Here is a 19,835-nt window from a genome sequence, read left to right on the forward strand (position 1 = left end):
AATTTATGATAAAAATTGAAGATAGAATAATATCAAATGATAGTCCAACTTTTATAATTGCAGAAGTTGGTGCAAATCATAATGGAGATTTAAAACTTGCAAAAAAATGTATAGATGCAGCAGCTCTATGTGGAGTTGATGCTGTAAAATTTCAAACATATACAACAGAAGAGCTATTGTCTCATAAAGAAGCGATTGTAACAATCGGTCAAAATGGAGAAATAACTCAAACATTAAAAGAGTTATTTGACAATGTAACTCTAAAAAGAGAAATTCATAAAGAGATATACGATTATGCAAAATCAAAGGGGCTTATTTGCTTTTCTACACCATTTAGTGTAGAAGGAGTTGCTTTTTTAGAAGAACTTGATAATCCAATATATAAAATAGCCTCTTCAGATGTAAATTATGTAGATATGTTAGAAGTTATTGGAGCTACAAAAAAGCCAGTATTTTTATCTACAGGAAAATGTACACTTCCTGAAATGGATATGGCTATAGAGTTATTACAAAAAAGTGGCACTACTGATTTATGCTTATTGCACTGTATTGCAAATTATCCATCAAAAATGGAAAATATGAACTTAAATGTGATAAAGACTTTAAAACAGATGTATCCAGAGTTTATAATAGGATTTTCAGATCACTCTTTAGGAATTACTGCTTCTTTGGGGGCTGTTTGTTTTGGAGCAAAAATCATAGAGAAACATTTCACTATTGATAAAAATCTTGATGGACCAGATCATTGGTTTAGTATGGATCCAAATGATATGAAAAATCTTGTTATAGGAATTAGAGATTTAGAAGTAGCATTTGGAACACAAAGAAAAATTTTGGCACAAAATGAAGTACCAGAAAAATATTGGGCAACTAGATCTCTACATATAAATAAAGATTTAAAAGCTGAAGATATTATAAATAAAGAAGATTTAGATATGTTAAGACCAGGATATGGAATCTCTCCTTTTGATAGAGATAAAGTTATAGGGATAAAATTAGCAAAAGATATAAAAAAAGGTACGGTTTTAGAGTGGGCTCATCTTCAATCAAAATAGTAACTTGTAATAATAATGATATAAAAATTAATAGTTATGTTTTAATATATCAAAATTACTCTATTGTTATTGACCCAAATAACTTTGATGAAATAGAAAAAGTTTTAGATGGTACAAAATTAGAGTATATTTTTTTAACTCATGAGCATTTTGACCATATTATGGCAGTTGATAAACTAAGAGAAAAATATAATGCAAAATTAATTGCTCAAAAACTTACAAGTAAGAATATACAATCTTCATCAAAGAACTTATCAAAATTTTCTGAAATAATCTTTGATTTTATGAAAAAAACTCAAACTTCAAAAATAGAAGAAATATCTATAAATAGTGCAGATATTGAATATGAAGATAGTTATAATTTAAATTGGTATGGAAATACTTTTTTCTTTAAACATACGCCAGGTCATAGTGAAGGAAGTAGTTGTATTTATATAAATAACTACTTGTTTACTGGTGATTCTTTATTTGAAAAAGTTGATACCTCTTTTCTTGGTGGCAGAAAAACAAGAGATGATTATTTGAATATTACAATGCCTTTTTTTTACTCATTAGATAAAAAAATGCAAGTTTTTGCAGGTCATTATGATAGTTTTATATTAGAAAATAAGCTTTCTAGTTAGAAATATTTCTAATAAATATATAATTCTTTAAACCATCAATAGTAAAGCCGATTGATTTGTTTAAATGAATTGAAGCATAGTTATTATCATCAATCCAACATTTACATATTCTCTTATCATTTGGTAAACTAGCAACAAAGTCATATCCTAGTCCCATAGAACGATATTTAGAAGATATACAAAAAATTCTCAATTCATAACCATAAGGTTGTTTTAAATATAGAGCAAATCCCAATATCTCATCATTCTTAGCTACATAAAGTTCTTTATTATGAATAAAGTTTTCCAATTCGTTAATTGTTGGAATAAAATCACATAATGGATCAAAATTCTCTATAGCCATACTGTGAATTTCTTCTATATCATTTTCATCTGCAAGTTGAATTGAGTTTTTTATACTTTTAGGTAATATTCTATTTTCCTTATTGACAAAATATCTAGAAAAAACCTTATAAAAAACAAATCCAAAATCTTCAAATTTAGGAATATCTTTTATATCTTTTGTAACAAACTCAAGTGATATAGGAGTATTTATATTTTTTAAAAAAATATCAGATTTCTCAATATCTTTTAAACTATTTACAAAATATAAAAACTTAAAAATCCCATTTTCACTTTTTAGTATAAAAATATTATTTCTCTCTATAAAAAATATTTCATTTTCAATAAGAGTTAGGAATTTATTATAATTTATAAAACAATTTGTATATTTTGGTCTATTCTTAAAAATTTCTATAGCTTTTTGTTTCATAAGTAATCTTTTAATTTGTTTCTATCAATTTTGCCATTGATATTTAAAGGCATTGCCTCTAGTAAAATAAATTTAGTTGGAAGCATATACTTTGGTAATTTACTATGAAGAGCTAATAAAATATCTCTTTGAGTTGTTTTAACAGATGATTCATAAATCAGAACTATATTTTTATTTTCACTATCATATAAAATACAAGCATTATCTACTCCATTTATAGCCAAAATTGCTGTTTCAATCTCTCCTAACTCTATTCTATAGCCCATATGTTTGATTTGAAAATCTTTTCTTCCTTTATAAATTAGTTCTCCTCTCTCATTATAGTAAACTATATCACCTGTTCTATAAATCTTTTCAGTATAAGCTTTATTTAAAGGATTTTGAGTAAAAGCAAGTGTAGTTTTCTCTGGCTCATTATAATATCCAAGAGCTAAAGAGCTTCCTCTTACACAAAGCTCTCCAATCTTATTCTGTTCTGTTACAAGTCTATCTTGTTCATCAAGAACTAATACATCTGTATTCTTACAAGCAAATCCAATAGGAAGTGGCTCATCATCTGAAAAATCTCTATCTAAAATATAGTGTGTACAAATTACTGTTGTTTCAGTAGGACCAAAAAAATTAGAATAAATTGTATTTGGTAAATGTTTTTTCCAATACATCAAATGTTTTGTAGGCATTAATTCTCCACCATAAAAAACAGTTTTAATATCTAAATTTCTATTTTTTAATAAATCTAATTTAGAAATAGTTGTTAGAATTGATGGTACCCAATAGATAAAATTAACTTGCTTTTCTTCCAAATAATCAAGCAATTTAGGAGGAAACATAAATAAGCTTTCAGGTATTAAAACTAACGTTGAACCTGTAGCTAATGTTATATAAAGGTCTGAAGCAGAAATATCAAAATGAAGTGGAGATTGATTTCCTAGTATTAAATTTTCATCAAATTTATACTCCTTTATAACCCACTCAATATAATCTATCATCGCTTTATGTGGTAATGTAACTCCTTTAGGTATTCCCGTTGAACCAGATGTATTCAGGATATATACAGGATCCATATCTATTGATAAATTATAGTTTTTAAAATCAAACTCTATTTTTTCTGTAATATTAATATTATCCAACAAAATTAGCTCTACTTGACTACTTAAATCTTTTAATAGTTTTGCATTATTTGAATCTGTTATAATATATTTTAAATCTATATTTTTTATAATAGCTTCGATTCTAGAAAATGGATTTTTAGTATCTAATGGTACATAAAAATCAGCATTATAGAGTATCCCTAAAAAAGATTTTATTGCTTCAATGGATTTTGGTAAAAATACACCTATTGGTAAATTTTTACTTATATTTTTTGATTGTAAATAATATGTAATATTTTTAGCTTGCTGTTGTAAATCTATAAAATTTATAATTTCTTTTTCATCTATTACTGCTATTTTATTTGGAAATTTTTTAACTGTATCTTCTAAATATTCTAAAACATGTTTTTTCATAATAAGTCCTTTATAAAGTAGCTTTATATTAATACAAAATTTATTCTATCTTAAATATAATAATTTAAAATTAAAAAACAAAAGGGGTTAGTATGGAATTAGAAAAAAAATTGGAGTTATTAGCAAATTTATTAGAGTTAGAAATTGGTGAATTCTCTCCTGAAACTAATCTTGATGATTTAGAAGAGTGGGACTCTTTAGCTGCTATTTCTTATGTTGTTATGATGGATGAAGAGTTTGGTATAGTTGCGAATCCAACAGATATTAAAAACTTCAAGACTATCCAAGATATATTAGATAGTATGAAATAATGGCAATAGACTATATAAAAAATGTAAAAATTTCAGCTGTTTGTTGTGCCGTACCAACAGATAAATTAACTGCTGAAGACTTTTATCAATATCTTGATAAAGATAATGTAGATAGATTTGTAAAAGATGCTGGTGTAAAACAAAAGTTTTATAGTAAAAATAGAAAAACTATAACATCTGATTTATGTTTTGAGGCAGCAGAAGAGATTTTTAAGAAAAAAAATATTGATAAAAATAGTATAGATGCTCTTATATTTATAACACAATCTCCTGATTATGGTGTTCCTACTACCTCTAGTACTTTACAATATAGACTTGGTTTATCTGAAAATTGTATGGCTTATGATGTAAATCTTGGTTGTTCTGGGTATGTCTATGGACTTCATCTTGCTGCTTCAAAACTTCAAAGTGGATATTTAAAAAGAGTTTTACTTTTAGTTGGAGATACAGGAGAAGCCGTTAGTACTTCACCAACTTTAAATGATTTGCTTTTTGGAGATTGTGGAAGTGCAACTTTGATAGATTATGAAGATGGTGCAAAAGGTTTTAGATTTGATTTACAAACAATCGGTAGTGGATTTAAAGCTTTAGGGGCTACAACAGGGCTTAGATATGCCTATGTTGGCTATCCAACTTTTGACCCAGCTATTCATATGGATGGTTTAGCAGTCTTTACTTTTAGTATTACAAAAGTTCCAAAACTTTTTAAATCCTTTTTAGAAACTTTTGATATGTCAATAGATGATTATGATACAGTCTTGCTTCATCAAGCAAATAAATCTATGCTAGATGTAATTACAAAAAAAATAAAAGTAGATAAATCAAAAGTTCCACTTTCACTTGATAGATATGCAAACACATCTTCAGCTACTATTCCAAATGTTATGTGTGATTATTATGCTTCAAATAATGAAGATAAAGAAGTTCCTATTATTATGGCAGGTTTTGGTATAGGTTTATCTTTAGGTATTGCTGATGCTTATATAAATCCAAAAGATATTTTTCCAATCATATCAACGGATATTACTTGGGATGAAGGAAGAGAGAAGGTATTGGAAGCAAATGCTAAATCTTAAAGATAAAAAAATACTTGTAATGGGTGCAACAGGTGGTATAGGAAGAGAGACTGCTATTTTATTAAGTAAATTAGGAGCAAAGCTAGTTATTAGTGGTAGAAATATAGATAGATTAGATGAAGTTTTTAATCTTCTAGAAGGAACTTTACATAGAAAAATATCATTTGATATTATAAATATTGATGAAGTTTCTAAATTTATAAAAGATATAGTTGAATTTGATAATATAAAATTAGATGGTTTAGTTTATAGTACAGGTCTTATCCCTACTATGCCAATTAAAAATACAGATTATAAATTTTTACATAATATAATGTTGGTAAATTATTTTGGTTTTGCAGAGATGGTTCGAAATTTTAGTAATAAAAAATTATCTGATGGTGGAAGTATTGTTGCTTTATCTTCATATGCATCTATAAATGGAGATAAAGGACAGCTTGCCTATAGTGCTTCAAAAGGAGCTATTGATAGTAGTATAGTTGTTATGGCTAAAGAACTTTTTGCAAAAAATATAAGAGTCAATGCTATTCGTCCTGCTATAGTAAATTGTGAAGAATTAAACTTGAACGATAGAACCAAAGAACTGGTTAATCTTATGCAAACAGGACCAATAGATCCTAAAAATATTGCAGAACAAATAGTATTTTTATTGAGTGATTGTTCAAGTGGAGTTTATGGTAGATGTTTTGATGTAAGAGGTTATTTATCATGATATCTTTTAAAAATAAAAAAATATTAGTTACTGGAGCTAGCTCAGGATTAGGAAGAGAAGTTGCTATTCATTTAAGTGAATTAGAAGCAAAAGTAGTTCTTATAGCAAGAGATGAAGATAGACTAAAAGAGACTATATCTCTTATGAAAGAACCTAAAAAACATAAATATTTTTTATATGACTTAGAAAATATAGATGATATTTCTACTTTAGTTACAAATTGTGTTGGGTATAATAATTTAAAATTTGATGGTTTTGTCCATTGTGCTGGAGTACCCGCTATTTATCCATTAAAAGTTTTAGACTATAAAAAATTTGAAAAAGTTTTTAAAATAAATACTTACTCCTATTTGGAAATTATAAAACATTTATCAAAAAAACAAAATTCAAATGATGAAGCTGGAATAGTATATTTATCTTCTTTACTTAAATCAAAAAAAGCACAAATGACTTATATTATAAGTAAAGTTTCAGCTGATGCTATATCAAAGACACTCTCTTTAGAACTTATAAAAAGAAGAATCAGAGTAAATAGTATTTTAATAGGTTCTTCTGCAACTAAAATGATAGAAGATACAGAAAAGTATAGATTATTAACTAGTGATGTAGAAAAAGCTAATTTACCAGAGCATTATAATCCTATGTGGAAACTATTAAGTACAAAAGAAGTTTCTAATATGATAATATTTCTTTTAAGTGATAGTGCAAGATATATTGTTGGTGAAAATTATTTTATAGATGGAGGATATTTTATATGAAAATGGAATTGTTCAAAGATACTAAAGGTCAAATATTTACACTCGAAGATGCTATTAAAACTTTAAAAGAACTTGGTGCAAATAAAGCTAAAATACTCTATATTCATACAGATATAGGTTTTGGGAAACCTTTAGTAAAAAGAAAAGAGTTTATATCGAAACTTTATGAGGCTATCATTTCTTTGGGTGTAAAAACTTTGATATTTCCTACGTATACATTTAGTTTTTGTAATTATGAAGACTATGATATAAAAAATTCTAAAACAACTATGGGAATTTTAAATGAGTATGCAAGAACTCAAGAAAATAGTTTTAGAACAAGAGATCCCTTAATGTCAGTTTGTGTAATAGGTGAAGTTCCAGAAGAGTTTCATAATTTATCTAATCTTTCTTGTGGAGAAGGTAGCTCATTTGATATTATGTCAAAAAGCGATGAAAATATGTTTTTATTTTTTGGTGCAAAACCAACTGAGTGTTTTACCTTTTTACATTATGTTGAAGCAGTATATAAAGTTCCTTATAGATACGATAAAGAGTTCGAAGGCAATATAATAGATGAAAATGGTTTAAAATCAAAAGAAAAGTATCTTTTGTATACTCTTTATGATACAGTAATTCCTTATGTAAAAATAGATTTTCAAAATCATTTAGAAAATAAAAATATTTTAAATAAAATTTCTTTTGGAGAAAAAGAACTATTCCTTGTAAAAGGAAAAAGCGTTTTTGAAGAGACAATAAAATGTTTAGATAAAGATATAAATTTACTTTTAGCAAGACCTTACGATAAATATAAATTAGGTACTAGCTATGCTTATGGTAATGTCAATAGTGTAAAATAATAAAGGGAAAATAATAATGGAAGAGATTAGAGAAATACTTATAGATACTAGACCAGAATATGATTTTTTAGACGAGGTTGATTTTATAGAATCTGGAATGCTTGATAGCTTTGATGTTCTTACTTTAGTTACAGAGTTAGAAGAAAAATTTAATATTCGTATAAATGGAAGTGATATTTTACCAGAAAATTTTTGTAGTATAAAAGCCATAGAAAATCTTATAGTAAAAAGTGGAGGAACTTTTGAATAAAGATAATACTCACATTGAAGAAATAAAAAGTATTATTAATTCAAGAATAAAAAAAACGAATTGTTTCTCTTTTTTTAATGAAATATGTGATTGGATAGAAAAAAACAAAGCAGATTTTTATCTCGTAGATAACTCTATTTTTGTATTTTTTAAAGCAAATGGATTTTATAAGTTTTACTATTGGGTAGACAATTTTGAAGATATAAAACTTGCCAAAACTCTATTAGATCAATATAGAAATAAAAGTGAAATATCACTAGAATTTACTACAAAAAACAATAGATTTTTAGTAGAAATTAAAGAACAAATCTACTCTATAGGTTTTGAATTTTGTGCAGAGTTTGCAAGATTGCTTTCTGGTACAAATAAACTTCAAGATAAAGAAAATAAATATTTTGATATGTTTGAAATCGCAAAAGTTGAAGATAAAAATGAATTACTAGAGATTATGCATAAAGAGTTTGATAAAATAAAAGATGATATTCCAACAGAAGATGAATTATTAGAGTTAATAGATAAAAAATCTATTTTAATAAGAAAAATAGAGAATCAAATTGTATATATACAAATATATGAGTATTCTCATGGAATTTTATATTCAAGAATGACTTGGATAAAAAAAGAGTATAGAAAAGCAAAATATACAATAGAATTTTATAATGCAGACTCTGATTATATTGAACAGCTTAATATTCAAAATAAACAGATAAGATGTTATTTTTGGGTTGATACATCTATCAAAAACTATAAGATTACACTAAAACTTGGGGCTACTTTAGATGGTTTAACAAGTAATATTTTTGTATATAAGAAATAAAAAAAAGGCTACAAAAAGAAAATGAAAACTACATTTTATGGTAAAAGAATATCGGGTATTTTAGCACTTCTTCCAGAAACTGAATATAATTTTGAAGATGATATGAAATACAATAATCTGTCAGAAAAACAAAATAGAAAACTTCAAAAAACTATGGGGTATGATAGACATAGATTTTTTAAATCTGATACTTATGTTTCAAAAGTTGCAACTTTTGGGCTAAAATATATGTTTAAAAATAAACTTTTAAATAAAGATGAAATTTCTGCAATAGTTGTTGCTACAACAACACCTGATTTTTTAATGCCACCAACTTCAAATTTAATAATGGGTGGTTTAGATTTAGATAGCAGTACCGTTTGTATTGATACAAATCAGCAATGTACAGGTTTTACAAATGGTTTATTACAAGCATTTATGCTTTTGAATAATGACAATATGAAAAAAGTTATTTTAATAACTGGAGATGTTTTAGCAAGAAACCCTGATAGAAGTAATACAAGTTCTTACCCTCTTTCAGGAGATGCTATTTGTATTACTATATTAGAAAATTGTGATAAAAATCTTCCTATATATTTCCACTCAATTGTAGATGCAAATTCTTATGATGCTTTAGTTTTTCCTGCTATGGGATTTAGAGTTTTAACTGAAGATGAAAGACAAAAATTTGCAAGTGATAAATATGGTGGATATGGCTATCTTCCTTGTGTTCATATGGATGGACAAGCAGTATTTCAATATGTAATGCAAGATGTACCAAAATATATAAATGAAACTTTAGACTTTGCAAAAGTACAAAAAGATGATTTAAACTACTATTTTTTTCATCAACCAAATAAATTTATGGTAGATAAATTAGCACAAAAGATTGGTGTTTCAGAAGAAAAAGTTCCAAGTAATGTAGTAACTTTTTATGGTAATTCAAATAGCTCAACTATTCCCGTTGCTATTTGTCACAATACAAAAAATGAGATGCTTTCAAATGAATATAAATGTATGTTAGCAGGATTTGGAGCAGGACTTTCTTATTCTGGAGTAGTTATGAATTTAGGAGAGTTTGATTTTTGTGATATGTTGATAACAACTTTCTAAAATCTCTATATTTGACACTCTTTTATTTGATAAAGTTTGTCAAATAGTTTTCTTGGTTTTGACTTTAATATATCTTTATCGAAAAAATCTAAAACTTCAGCTATCTCTGAAAAAAAACCATCTTTTTCTGTATAAGAGTTAATTTTTGCTATTGAACCTGTTCTAAAACCTCTTGTATTCGAGTATTTTATATCATAAGTTATATATTTTATATTTAGCTTATTACAAATATATAATAGACAAAATCTATTAACAACTCCTCCCCCTTCAAATTTATAATCTTCTTTTACAAGATAATCTCCTATTGAATATGTATCATCTTCAATCTTTTTTAAAGTAATAATTCCATAATCTTGCTCATTATTTATAATCAAAAAAGCAAAATATTTATCTTTCTTTTTTAATAATTCTAAATAGTCTTTATGTTCTTTTTTACTAATAATATTTTCATTAATGGATACTTTTCTAATATACTCTTGATTCCTGTATTCTAAAATTTTATTATATTTTTTTTCATCTAAGTATAAAAAATTTACTATTTTTATCTCTCTTTTTTTCATAAACTTATTCCTGTATTAGTTTTTTGATTTTAAAATAGCTTCATACATAAATTCAGCTCTAGTCCAATCCTCAAGTGTATCAATATCTTGCACCAAATATCTAGGAAGTATTATTGGAATACTATCTTTACCAAATATAATATCATCTGATTTTACATTTAAATTTGTCCAATAAAACTGTCCAGCATCTTGAAAAGCTTCTTCTAAATCTTGACTTCGTTTAGAAAAATTCTCTGGCCAAAACATTTCACATCTTTCATCTTTTGTTATTTTAAAAGTTCTTTGAATAGGAAATGGCATAGAGGTACAAGAAAAAGCATTTCTTGCATTTGAATTTTTTAATTTTTCGTAAGCTTCAATTAAATATTTCTCTTGCAAAAATGGTGCTGTGGCATAGATTGTACATACGAAATCTATTTTTTCACCTTGAGCTTTTAAAAATTCTATAGCATGATTTACAACAGCACCCGTACCTGTAAAATCATCACTTAACTCTTTTGGTCTTAAAAACGGAACATCTGCCCCATAACTTCTAGAAATTTTTACTATCTCTTCATCATCTGTTGAAACAATAACTTTATCAAAAAGTTTTGATTTTATAGCAACCTCAATACTATAAGCAATAAGTGGTTTACCATGAAATAATTTTATGTTTTTTTTAGGAATTCTTTTACTTCCACCTCTTGCTGGAATTATTGCAACACAACTATTTTGCATAGTATCCTCCTGTTTTTGGTATTCCTCGAAATTCTATTTTATTTTCATCTTTAAGTTGTTTTATATATCTCTCTATTGTTCTTTGAGTTATTTTTGGGAAATGATTTGATATTGCCTTTGCTCTTATAGGTTGATTTTGTTTTATATACTCATATATTTCATTTACACCGACATTTACACCGACATTTACACCGACATTTACACCGACATTTACACCGACATTTACACCGACATCTATTATCTCATTTTCCACTCTTTTATAAAAAGTAGTTCTTACAGCTTCCCACTCATACTCAAATGTTGGTTTTGGAAGTCCATATTCTAAACACTCATTTATTATATTTATAGTTCCCTTTCCCCAATTTTCTATAAATCCACACTTATAAAATACAGATGCCATTGTTGGATTAAATGGTTTTGATTGATGTGGTTTATCAAATTTTTCAATTGGAACTTCAGGATTTAGTGTTGCACCATTATAAAGAACTAGTTTATCATCATAAACTCTTATTTGTAAATTTGAGGTATTTGTATAGTCTCTATGAATTAATGCGTTTATAATGGCTTCTCTCAAAGCCTCATAAGGATACTCTAGTTTTTCTCTTCTGTGAACTCCTTCATAAGAGATATATGCTTTTAGATATTTAAGTCTTAAAATATCAAGTATCATATCCACTTGATTTATCAAATTTCCCTCTACTATATCACTACTTTGTATATCTGTCTCACTTAAAAATCTTCCTATTTTTGAGTGCGATTGAATATAGTATTGCTGTGGATTTTTACCAAAAAGTAAAATGGCTGCTCTTTTTAGATAATTTCCATCATATAGATTTAATTTTCGTAAAAGCTCTTCTAAGTTATCTTCATTTACAATATCAGGGACTCTATCTTTTGCTAGTTTTTTAAACTTTTCAATAGTTTTTAAATCTATCTCTTCTAAAGTAAATCTCTCTTCAGCAACATCATCCCAGGTTTTACCATATTTTTTTAGTAAAAAGTTTGTAAGATTTCCACCATTTAACTCTATTGTGTTACTTCCACTTCTTATATAAAATTTACCATTATATGAAATTGGTGCATAGGTTTTATTAACCTTTACTTCTAAATAGTTCTTATTATTTGAATTTTTTAAAATAATATCTACAACTAATCCCAAACGATTATTTATCTTATTTGGAAGAAGTTCAATCAACTCTTCAATATTTTCAATACCTAGAATCACTGCATCATCATTTAAACCAATATATAAAATACCGCCTTCACTATTTGCAAAGGCACAAATAGTTTTTAAATATTCATCTTTCCATATTTGTTTAAACTCAACAGTTTGAGACTCTAGAAGTTTATGCATCTATTTTAAAATCTCAAACAAAGTTTTAATAACATACTCTTGCTCTTCATTGCTCAAACTTGAATACATAGGAAGCGAAAAACACTCATCATAGTATATATTCATAATAGGTGTATCTTCGTTTCCATATCCAAGAGATTTATAATATGGCTGTTTATTTATAGGAATATAGTGAAGTTGAAGCCCTATGTTTTTCTCTCTCATTTTGTTAAAAAGTTCTATTTTAGAGATATTTAATTTTGAAAAATCAACTTTTACAACAAAAAGATGATAAGATGAGTTATTAGTAAAACTATAAAGTGGTTTTACAAAACTATTTAAAAAAGCTTTATCATACTTTAAAGCTATCTCTTTTCTTCTTTTTATAAAACTATCTAATTTTTTTAATTGACTAATTCCCAAAGCAGCCTGCATATCTGTGATTCTATAATTAAATCCTAAAGAGTGCATCTCGTAGTACCAAGGAGCAGTATCAGGAAATCTTTTTATTCCATGAGCTCTTAGCTCTAGTAATTTTTCATAAATCTCTTTAGAGTTTGTGGTAACTGCTCCACCCTCTCCTGTTGTTATATGTTTTACTGGATGAAAAGATAAGATACTGCAATCACTATTTTCACAGCTTCCTGCTTTTACTCCTTCAAATGTAGCTCCCAAAGAGTGAGCACAATCTTCTAATATTTTTATATTGTAAGTTTCTTTCAAATATTTTAGCTTTTCTTGCTCTATTTGATTTCCACTAAAATGAACTACATATAAGGCTTTTATTGAACTATCTTTTTTAAGCTCCTCTTCACACAAATCTAAATCTATATTTCCATCTTCTTGTATATCTACAAAAATAGGAATTGCTTCAACATATAAAACACTATTTGATGTTGCTACAAAAGAGTTTGGAGTGGTTATTACTTTATCGCCTTTATTTAATAAAACTAAAGAAGCTAAGTGAAGTGCAGCTGTTCCGTTTGCAACAGCTACACAATATTTTGCATCTGTATATCTACAAAGTTCTTCTTCAAACTCTTTTATTTTTGGACCAGTTGTTAAAAAGTCTGATTTTAAAACTTCAACAACACTATTTATATCATCTTCATCAATGCTTTGTTTACCATAAGGAATAAAATCCATCATGCTTTATCTACCATTTTCAAAAACTCTTCACTACTTAGCCATTTTGTGTTGTTTCCAGAGTTATACTCAAATCCTTGCTTTACTGGAACTCCTACTTCACCTAAAAGATTTTTTGAAAAATCTGCCCCACTTGTAAATTTAATAGTTGGTTTTATTACATAGTGATCATTAAACTCCAAAGTTAGATGACTATCATCTGCTGGACACATGATTTCATGAAGTTTCTCACCAGCTCTTATTCCAATAATTTTATGACTTAAATTTGGAGCTAATGCCTTTGCCATATCAACTATTTTCATAGATGGAATTTTTGGAACAAATATCTCCCCACCTTGCATTCTTTCAAAGTTTTTTAAAACAAAATTCACTCCATCTTCAAGTGTTATAAAAAATCTTGTCATTCTCTCATCTGTTATTGGAAGCTCTTTTACACCTTCACAGATTAATTTTTTGAAAAAAGGAACAACCGAACCCCTACTTCCTACAACATTTCCATATCTTACAACTGAAAATTTAATATCTTGATTTCCTACAAGATTATTAGCAGCAACAAAAAGTTTATCACTTGCTAACTTTGTAGCACCATATAGATTTACAGGATTTGCTGCTTTATCAGTTGAAAGAGCTATTACTCTTTTTACACCGTTTTCTAAAGCTGCTTCAATTACATTTTGAGCACCATCAATATTTGTTTTAATACACTCCATAGGATTGTATTCAGCTATTGGAACATGTTTTAAAGCAGCTGCATGAATTATAAAATCAACATCTTTAGTAGCTTGTTTTAATCTTTGATTATCTCTTACATCCCCTATAAAATATCTCATACATTTAGCACTGAAATCTTGAGCCATCTCATACTGTTTTAACTCATCTCTACTAAAAATAATTATCTTATTTGGACTATATTTTGATAATAAAATTTCTGTATATTTTTTACCAAAACTACCAGTTCCACCAGTTATAAGTATATTTTTTCCGTTAAACATATTTTTGCCTCAAGTGTAAATTAGTTTCTATTTTATCGAAAATTGGATTTATTTAATATTTTATTAAATTATGCAATAATAGATTTATATTTTTAGAGGAAAAAAAATGAGTGAAGTTATCCCTGATGACATTTTAAAAATACAAAAAAAACTTGCATCTTTTGAAAAAGACTCAAGGAATTACAAAAAATATACAAAAATATTAGCAAAACATATAAAAACTCACACTATGAGAAAAAGAGTAAACTCCCATATAAAAGTGATTGAAACAGTAAAAACTTTAAATCAAGAGTAAAATATTACAAATTGACATATTTCTAATAACTTTTAAAAAATTGTGCTAAGATTTCAAAATAAACAAACAAAGAAAACTAAAAAAGGAAATAATATGGATGAAAATCAAAAAAAATCACTTGAACTTGCTATTAAACAAATAGACAAAGCTTTTGGAAAAGGTACGCTTATTAGATTAGGAGACAAAGAGGTAATTCCAACTGAAGCTATTAGTACAGGTTCACTTGGTCTTGATTTAGCTCTTGGTGTTGGAGGATTACCAAAAGGTAGAGTTATTGAAATATATGGACCTGAAAGTTCTGGAAAAACAACTTTAACTCTTCACGCAATTGCAGAAGCTCAAAAAGCTGGAGGTGTATGTGCATTTATTGATGCAGAACATGCTTTAGATGTAGGATATGCAAAAAATTTAGGTGTTGATACTGATAATTTACTTGTTTCTCAACCAGATTTTGGAGAGCAAGCTTTAGAGATACTTGAAACTGTTATTAGAAGTGGAGCTGTTGATTTAGTTGTAATTGATTCAGTTGCAGCACTTACTCCAAAAGTAGAAATTGATGGGGATATGGATGACCAACAAGTTGGTGTTCAAGCTAGACTTATGAGTAAGGCTTTAAGAAAAATTACTGGACTTTTAAGCAAAATGAACTGTACAGTTATTTTTATTAATCAAATAAGAATGAAAATTGGGATGACAGGATATGGAAGCCCTGAAACAACAACAGGTGGAAATGCTTTAAAATTCTACTCATCAGTAAGACTTGATATTAGAAGAATTGCAACACTAAAACAAGGTGAAAATTCGATTGGAAATAGAGCAAAAGTTAAAGTTGTAAAAAATAAAGTTGCAGCTCCATTTAAACAAGCTGAATTTGATATTATGTTTGGAGAGGGTATTTCTAAAACAGGAGAACTTGTTGATTATGGTGTTAAACTTGATATTATCGATAAAGCCGGAGCTTGGTTTAGTTATGGTGATACAAAAATAGGTCAAGGAAGAGAAAACTCAAAAATTTTCTTAAGAGATAATCCAGCTATTGCAAAAGAGATAGAAGATAAAATTTTAAGCTCAATGGGAATAAATGATGCAATAATCACAGGAAGTATAGAAAGCGAAGATGACGCATCTTCTTTAGATGACTAATTTTTCTATAATAAAAAGATTAATCAAATAAATAAAGGCTTAAAACCTTTATTTATTGATGGAAAGCAAAAGCTATTTCATATCTAAAAAAATTGGGATTTCCTTTATTACTTATATTTAAATAGATAAAGGAAAAAGTTTAAAAAAGTCTATTTCTCGTCCGGCATTAAATGCATATGCTTAGCAATTTTAAAACCAAGTTTTTCAAGAGCTTCTACATCATCTTTTGGAGTTTTTCCAGCAGTTGTAAGATAGTCTCCAATTACAAAAGCATTTGCTCCTCGCTTAAAAATCTCATATTGTCTATTTCCAAACATTAGCTCTCTTCCACCTGCAACCATTATTTTATGTGCATTTGGAATCATTTTTCTAGCAAGTTCTACTAAATCAAAAGCTTGTTCAATATCAATTGTGTTTTCTACTATTGGCAAAGCTTCATTTGGATGAAAGAAGTTTAAAGGCACGTTCATAGGATCTAGTGAGTTTATAGCTTCAATCATAGATATTCTATCCTCTTGAGTCTCTCCCATTCCAAAAATTCCACCACAAACAAGTTTTAATCCAGCCTCTTTTACATTTAGACAAGTTTGGTATCTCTCATCCCATGTGTGAGTTGTACAGATTGTTGGATAAAAATCTCTTGAAGTCTCTAAGTTGTGGTTATAGTTATCAACTCCAGCAGCTTTTAGCTCTTTTAGTTGCTCAACAGTTGCAATACCATTACAAGCGATTAATCTTAAGCCTAAATTTGCAGCCTTAACAGCTTTTGCAGCTTCTGCAATAAATTTTGTTTTTTTATCTGTAAGTCCAGCTCCAGCAGTAACCAAACAAAATCCAACAGCTCCATTTGCTCTTGCCACTGTTGCTTCTTTTACAATTTGTTCAATATTTTTTAGTTTATATCTTTGAATATCAGCTTTATATTTTACGCTTTGTGTACAAAATTTGCAATCTTCGTTACAAGTACCACTTTCAACATTACAAATAGCACATAAAAAAATCTCTTCATTATTGTTCATATTTAATCTCTTCTTTCATAAAATTATCTTCATCTATTTTTCTAAAAAATCTTGTGATTATATACTCATTTGCATTAATCTCTAGTTTTACACACTCTACAAACTCTTTTTCTCTAGCGCAAATTTCACCAGGATTTAAGAATAATTTTTTGTTTATATATTGGCAACTAAACTCATGAGTATGACCAAAAATTATGACATCTGTATCAGGAGTTAAGTGCATTGGAAGATGCATAAGTTTAAAACTTTTATCTTCTATTTTAAAGTAGTAGGGCTCTTTTTTTATATTATAATCTTGTGAAAATTGAAATAAATCTCTATCATTGTTTCCAAAAACTGCAATATATTTTAAATTTGAATTTTTTAAAATATCCAAACCAACTTTTGAGCAAATATCTCCAGCATGAATTAGATATTCACAATTTTCTTTTTTTAAAAACTCAATAGCCTCTTTTAAATAATCTACTTTAAAGTGGCTATCTGAAACAATGGCTATTTTCATCTACTCTTTTTTAGCCTTAGTAGTTTTTTTTGTAGTTGTACTTTTTGAAGCTACTTTTCTAGTAGTTTTTTTAGCCCCTTTGCTATCTTTTTCAATAATCTCTAAACACTCTTCTAAAGTAAGATTTGAAGCCTCTTTTGTTTTTGGTATTTTGAAATTTTTTCTACCTTGTTTTATATATGGTCCATATTGTCCATCTAAAACTTGAATTTTCTCTTTTTCAAACTCTTTGATTAAAGCTTTACTTTTTACCTCATCAATCTCTTTTATAATCTCTTTTGCTCTTATCTCATCAACTGTATATGGATCATCAGTTTTTAGTGAGTAATATTTTGTTTTAACTTGTAAATATGGACCAAATCTTCCAATATTTGCCTTGATCTCATTTCCATCATCATCAACTCCAACAACTCTTGGAAGATTAAATAAAAATAGAGCTTCATCAAGTGTAATTGTATCCATATTTAGTTTTTCAGGAATTGCTACAAATTTTGGTTTCTCTTCATCATCTTTTGTTCCAATTTGAACAAATGGTCCAAATCTTCCAACTCTAGCACTTACAGGTTTTCCAGATTTTGGATCAAGTCCAAGCTCTCTTACTTGTGAATAATCAGACTTACTGATATTCTCCTCTTTATCTTTTATAGTCTCTTTAAAATCACCATAAAAATTTCTCATAACATCAACCCAAACTTTTTTACCCTCTGCTATCTCATCAAACTGCTCTTCAATTTTTGCTGTAAATCCAAGGTCAATAATATTTGAAAAGTGATCAGTTAAAAAGCTATTTACAATCTCACCTGTTGGTGTTGGAGCTAATTTCTTATCTTCTGTTTTTACTACATATTCCCTTGCTTGAATAGTTGAAATTGTTGGAGCATAAGTTGATGGTCGTCCAATTCCTTCGCTTTCAAGTTTTTTAACCAAAGAAGCTTCTGTATATCTTGCTGGTGGTTTTGTAAAAAGTTGTTCACTATTTAAGTTTTCTAGCTCCAAAATAGTTCCAACTTTTATATTTGGAAGAATTTTTTCAGTACTATCAAGTGCAGCTTCAGGATTATCACTTCCTTCTGTATAAGCTTTCATAAAACCAGCAAAAATAATTCTTTGACCTTTTGTTTGAAATTCAAACTCATTTTTAGATCCAGCTTCTATTTTATATGTAGTATTTGCAATTTTTGCAGTTGCCATTTGAGTAGCAATTGTTCTTTTCCAAATTAAGCTATATAACTTATATTGAGCATTGTCTAAATACTGTTTTACAAGGCTTGGTTTTAAACTCATATCAACAGGTCTTATAGCTTCGTGAGCCTCTTGAGCACCTTTTGCAGTTGATTTAAAAGCTCTTGGCTTAGAAAGTGAATAATCTTTTCCATACTCCTCTTCAATAACTTTTTTTGCAGCAGTTGTAGCAAGAGTTGAAAGATTTAAAGAGTCCGTTCTCATATAAGTAATTAAACCCCCCGTATGATTTGGAATATTTGCAACATTTCCTTCATAAAGCTGTTGTGCTATCATCATAGTTTGAGCAACACTAAGTCCTATTTTTCTACTTGCTTCTTGCTGTAGTGTTGAAGTTGTAAATGGTGGGGCTGGATTTCTAGTGCTCTCTTTTTCTTCTATATCTACAAGTTTGTATGAGCCACTATTTAAAGAGTTTTCAATATCTCTTGCCTCTTTTTCATTTTTTACTTTGATATTTTTGCCATTTTGCTTTGCTAATTCACTTGAAAGTTCTGGGTTTATAAAATCTGCTTTTATTTTCCAATACTCTTCTGGATTAAAAGCTCTTATTTCATTCTCTCTATCTACTATTATTTTAACAGCAACACTTTGAACTCTTCCAGCACTTAAACCGTATCTTACTTTTTTCCACAAAAGTGGTGATAGTTCATATCCAACAGCTCTGTCAAGTATTCTTCTTGCTTGTTGAGCATCAACTAAATTTTGATCCACATCTCTTGGATTTTGTAAGGCTTTAAGTATTGCATCTTTTGTAATTTCGTGAAAAACTATTCTTTTTATTGGATTTTTTTCAATTTTAAGTGCAGGAATTAAGTGCCAAGCAATAGCTTCTCCCTCTCTATCTTCATCGGCCGCTAGGTAGATTGTTGTATCTTTTGAGATCTGTTTTTTTAGCTCTGCTATAACCTTTTTCTTATCACTGCTTACTTGATAGCTTGGTTTAAAATTATCATCTGGATCAAAACCTAAAGTAGATTTAGGCAGATCCCTAACATGCCCCATAGATGCCATAACTACATAGTCAGAGCCTAAAAATTTTGATATTGTTTTTGCTTTTGCTGGTGATTCCACTATTACTAAATTTTTCACTTAAA

Annotated in this window: 22 protein-coding genes; 12 read left to right on the forward strand and 10 right to left on the reverse strand. The window is 27.9% G+C overall.

All coding sequences use genetic code 11. The annotated features are described in order from the left end of the window. Positions 1-5 precede the first annotated feature (5 nt). Both CJ670_RS04110 and CJ670_RS04115 read left to right on the forward strand, forming a co-directional pair. On the forward strand, positions 6-1,055 hold the full coding sequence (locus CJ670_RS04110) for an N-acetylneuraminate synthase family protein (RefSeq protein ID WP_105938953.1): 1,050 nt from the start codon (positions 6-8) through the stop codon (positions 1,053-1,055). After that, positions 1,031-1,678, forward strand: a complete 648-nt coding sequence (locus tag CJ670_RS04115; protein ID WP_165785177.1) for an MBL fold metallo-hydrolase — start codon at positions 1,031-1,033, stop codon at positions 1,676-1,678. Before CJ670_RS04110 ends, CJ670_RS04115 begins: the two co-directional genes overlap by 25 nt. Here the strand turns inward: CJ670_RS04115 and CJ670_RS04120 are convergent. Together CJ670_RS04120 and CJ670_RS04125 are read right to left on the reverse strand one after the other, a co-directional pair. Then, complete coding sequence (locus CJ670_RS04120) at positions 1,671-2,429, reverse strand: GNAT family N-acetyltransferase (protein WP_105938955.1); 759 nt, start codon at positions 2,427-2,429, stop codon at positions 1,671-1,673. The genes CJ670_RS04115 and CJ670_RS04120 overlap by 8 nt on opposite strands. Next, a complete protein-coding gene (locus CJ670_RS04125) occupies positions 2,426-3,934 on the reverse strand; it encodes an amino acid adenylation domain-containing protein (RefSeq protein WP_105938956.1) in 1,509 nt (502 codons plus the stop codon). The genes CJ670_RS04120 and CJ670_RS04125 overlap by 4 nt, the downstream gene beginning before the upstream one ends. A gap of 92 nt (positions 3,935-4,026) precedes the next feature. On the opposite strand from CJ670_RS04125, the gene CJ670_RS04130 reads away from it, so the two are divergent. Genes CJ670_RS04130 through CJ670_RS04165 form a run of 8 tightly spaced genes read left to right on the forward strand, consistent with a single transcriptional unit; the run spans position 4,027 to position 9,789 of the window. Then, positions 4,027-4,245, forward strand: a complete 219-nt coding sequence (locus tag CJ670_RS04130) for an acyl carrier protein (RefSeq protein ID WP_105938957.1) — start codon at positions 4,027-4,029, stop codon at positions 4,243-4,245. Then, positions 4,245-5,321: a 3-oxoacyl-ACP synthase III family protein gene (locus CJ670_RS04135; protein WP_105938958.1), complete on the forward strand. Its 1,077-nt coding sequence runs from the start codon at positions 4,245-4,247 to the stop codon at positions 5,319-5,321. Before CJ670_RS04130 ends, CJ670_RS04135 begins: the two co-directional genes overlap by 1 nt. Further along, on the forward strand, positions 5,308-6,033 hold the full coding sequence (locus CJ670_RS04140) for an SDR family oxidoreductase (protein WP_165785178.1): 726 nt from the start codon (positions 5,308-5,310) through the stop codon (positions 6,031-6,033). Before CJ670_RS04135 ends, CJ670_RS04140 begins: the two co-directional genes overlap by 14 nt. Then, positions 6,030-6,791: an SDR family oxidoreductase gene (locus CJ670_RS04145; protein WP_105938960.1), complete on the forward strand. Its 762-nt coding sequence runs from the start codon at positions 6,030-6,032 to the stop codon at positions 6,789-6,791. Before CJ670_RS04140 ends, CJ670_RS04145 begins: the two co-directional genes overlap by 4 nt. Next, the gene (locus CJ670_RS04150; RefSeq protein WP_105938961.1) at positions 6,788-7,630 is read left to right on the forward strand and encodes an AAC(3) family N-acetyltransferase; all 843 of its coding nucleotides are present in this window, start codon (positions 6,788-6,790) and stop codon (positions 7,628-7,630) included. Before CJ670_RS04145 ends, CJ670_RS04150 begins: the two co-directional genes overlap by 4 nt. Before the next feature lie 16 nt (positions 7,631-7,646). Next, positions 7,647-7,880 carry an acyl carrier protein gene (locus tag CJ670_RS04155; protein ID WP_207763609.1) on the forward strand — a complete coding sequence of 78 codons (234 nt, stop codon included), beginning with the start codon at positions 7,647-7,649 and terminating at the stop codon, positions 7,878-7,880. Continuing rightward, complete coding sequence (locus tag CJ670_RS04160; RefSeq protein ID WP_105938963.1) at positions 7,873-8,697, forward strand: hypothetical protein; 825 nt, start codon at positions 7,873-7,875, stop codon at positions 8,695-8,697. Before CJ670_RS04155 ends, CJ670_RS04160 begins: the two co-directional genes overlap by 8 nt. A 21-nt stretch (positions 8,698-8,718) precedes the next feature. Then, positions 8,719-9,789 (forward strand): 3-oxoacyl-[acyl-carrier-protein] synthase III C-terminal domain-containing protein, encoded by a 1,071-nt coding sequence (locus tag CJ670_RS04165; RefSeq protein ID WP_105938964.1) that lies wholly within the window; start codon positions 8,719-8,721, stop codon positions 9,787-9,789. Positions 9,790-9,794: 5 nt separating this feature from the next. On the opposite strand, the gene CJ670_RS04170 is transcribed toward CJ670_RS04165, so the two are convergent. Genes CJ670_RS04170 through pseB form a run of 5 tightly spaced genes read right to left on the reverse strand, consistent with a single transcriptional unit; the run spans position 9,795 to position 14,537 of the window. After that, positions 9,795-10,349: a hypothetical protein gene (locus CJ670_RS04170; protein ID WP_105938965.1), complete on the reverse strand. Its 555-nt coding sequence runs from the start codon at positions 10,347-10,349 to the stop codon at positions 9,795-9,797. 15 nt (positions 10,350-10,364) lie between these two features. Beyond that, positions 10,365-11,066: a pseudaminic acid cytidylyltransferase gene (pseF, locus tag CJ670_RS04175; protein ID WP_105938966.1), complete on the reverse strand. Its 702-nt coding sequence runs from the start codon at positions 11,064-11,066 to the stop codon at positions 10,365-10,367. Beyond that, entirely contained in the window at positions 11,056-12,420 is a 1,365-nt protein-coding gene (locus CJ670_RS04180; protein ID WP_207763610.1) for an RNA-binding domain-containing protein, read from the reverse strand. Before CJ670_RS04180 ends, pseF begins: the two co-directional genes overlap by 11 nt. Beyond that, positions 12,421-13,548, reverse strand: a complete 1,128-nt coding sequence (gene pseC / locus CJ670_RS04185; RefSeq protein ID WP_105938967.1) for a UDP-4-amino-4,6-dideoxy-N-acetyl-beta-L-altrosamine transaminase — start codon at positions 13,546-13,548, stop codon at positions 12,421-12,423. After that, positions 13,545-14,537 carry a UDP-N-acetylglucosamine 4,6-dehydratase (inverting) gene (pseB, locus tag CJ670_RS04190; protein ID WP_105938968.1) on the reverse strand — a complete coding sequence of 331 codons (993 nt, stop codon included), beginning with the start codon at positions 14,535-14,537 and terminating at the stop codon, positions 13,545-13,547. The genes pseC and pseB overlap by 4 nt, the downstream gene beginning before the upstream one ends. A 106-nt stretch (positions 14,538-14,643) precedes the next feature. Between pseB and CJ670_RS04195 the strand changes: the two genes are divergently transcribed. Both CJ670_RS04195 and recA read left to right on the forward strand, forming a co-directional pair. Then, on the forward strand, positions 14,644-14,832 hold the full coding sequence (locus CJ670_RS04195) for a hypothetical protein (RefSeq protein WP_066402957.1): 189 nt from the start codon (positions 14,644-14,646) through the stop codon (positions 14,830-14,832). Between the two features lie 93 nt (positions 14,833-14,925). Continuing rightward, positions 14,926-15,975 carry a recombinase RecA gene (gene recA, locus CJ670_RS04200; protein ID WP_105925930.1) on the forward strand — a complete coding sequence of 350 codons (1,050 nt, stop codon included), beginning with the start codon at positions 14,926-14,928 and terminating at the stop codon, positions 15,973-15,975. Between the two features lie 149 nt (positions 15,976-16,124). Here the strand turns inward: recA and CJ670_RS04205 are convergent, their stop codons facing one another. Genes CJ670_RS04205 through topA form a run of 3 tightly spaced genes read right to left on the reverse strand, consistent with a single transcriptional unit; the run spans position 16,125 to position 19,830 of the window. Then, positions 16,125-16,994 carry a biotin synthase gene (locus CJ670_RS04205; RefSeq protein WP_105938969.1) on the reverse strand — a complete coding sequence of 290 codons (870 nt, stop codon included), beginning with the start codon at positions 16,992-16,994 and terminating at the stop codon, positions 16,125-16,127. After that, a complete protein-coding gene (locus CJ670_RS04210) occupies positions 16,984-17,496 on the reverse strand; it encodes a metallophosphoesterase family protein (RefSeq protein ID WP_105938970.1) in 513 nt (170 codons plus the stop codon). The genes CJ670_RS04205 and CJ670_RS04210 overlap by 11 nt, the downstream gene beginning before the upstream one ends. Beyond that, positions 17,497-19,830, reverse strand: coding sequence for a type I DNA topoisomerase (topA, locus tag CJ670_RS04215; RefSeq protein WP_105938971.1), 2,334 nt, complete (start codon positions 19,828-19,830; stop codon positions 17,497-17,499). Between the last annotated feature and the right edge of the window lie 5 nt (positions 19,831-19,835).

This window comes from Arcobacter cryaerophilus gv. crypticus (genome assembly GCF_002993025.1).
GTDB classification, from domain to species: Bacteria; Campylobacterota; Campylobacteria; order Campylobacterales; family Arcobacteraceae; genus Aliarcobacter; species Aliarcobacter cryaerophilus_B.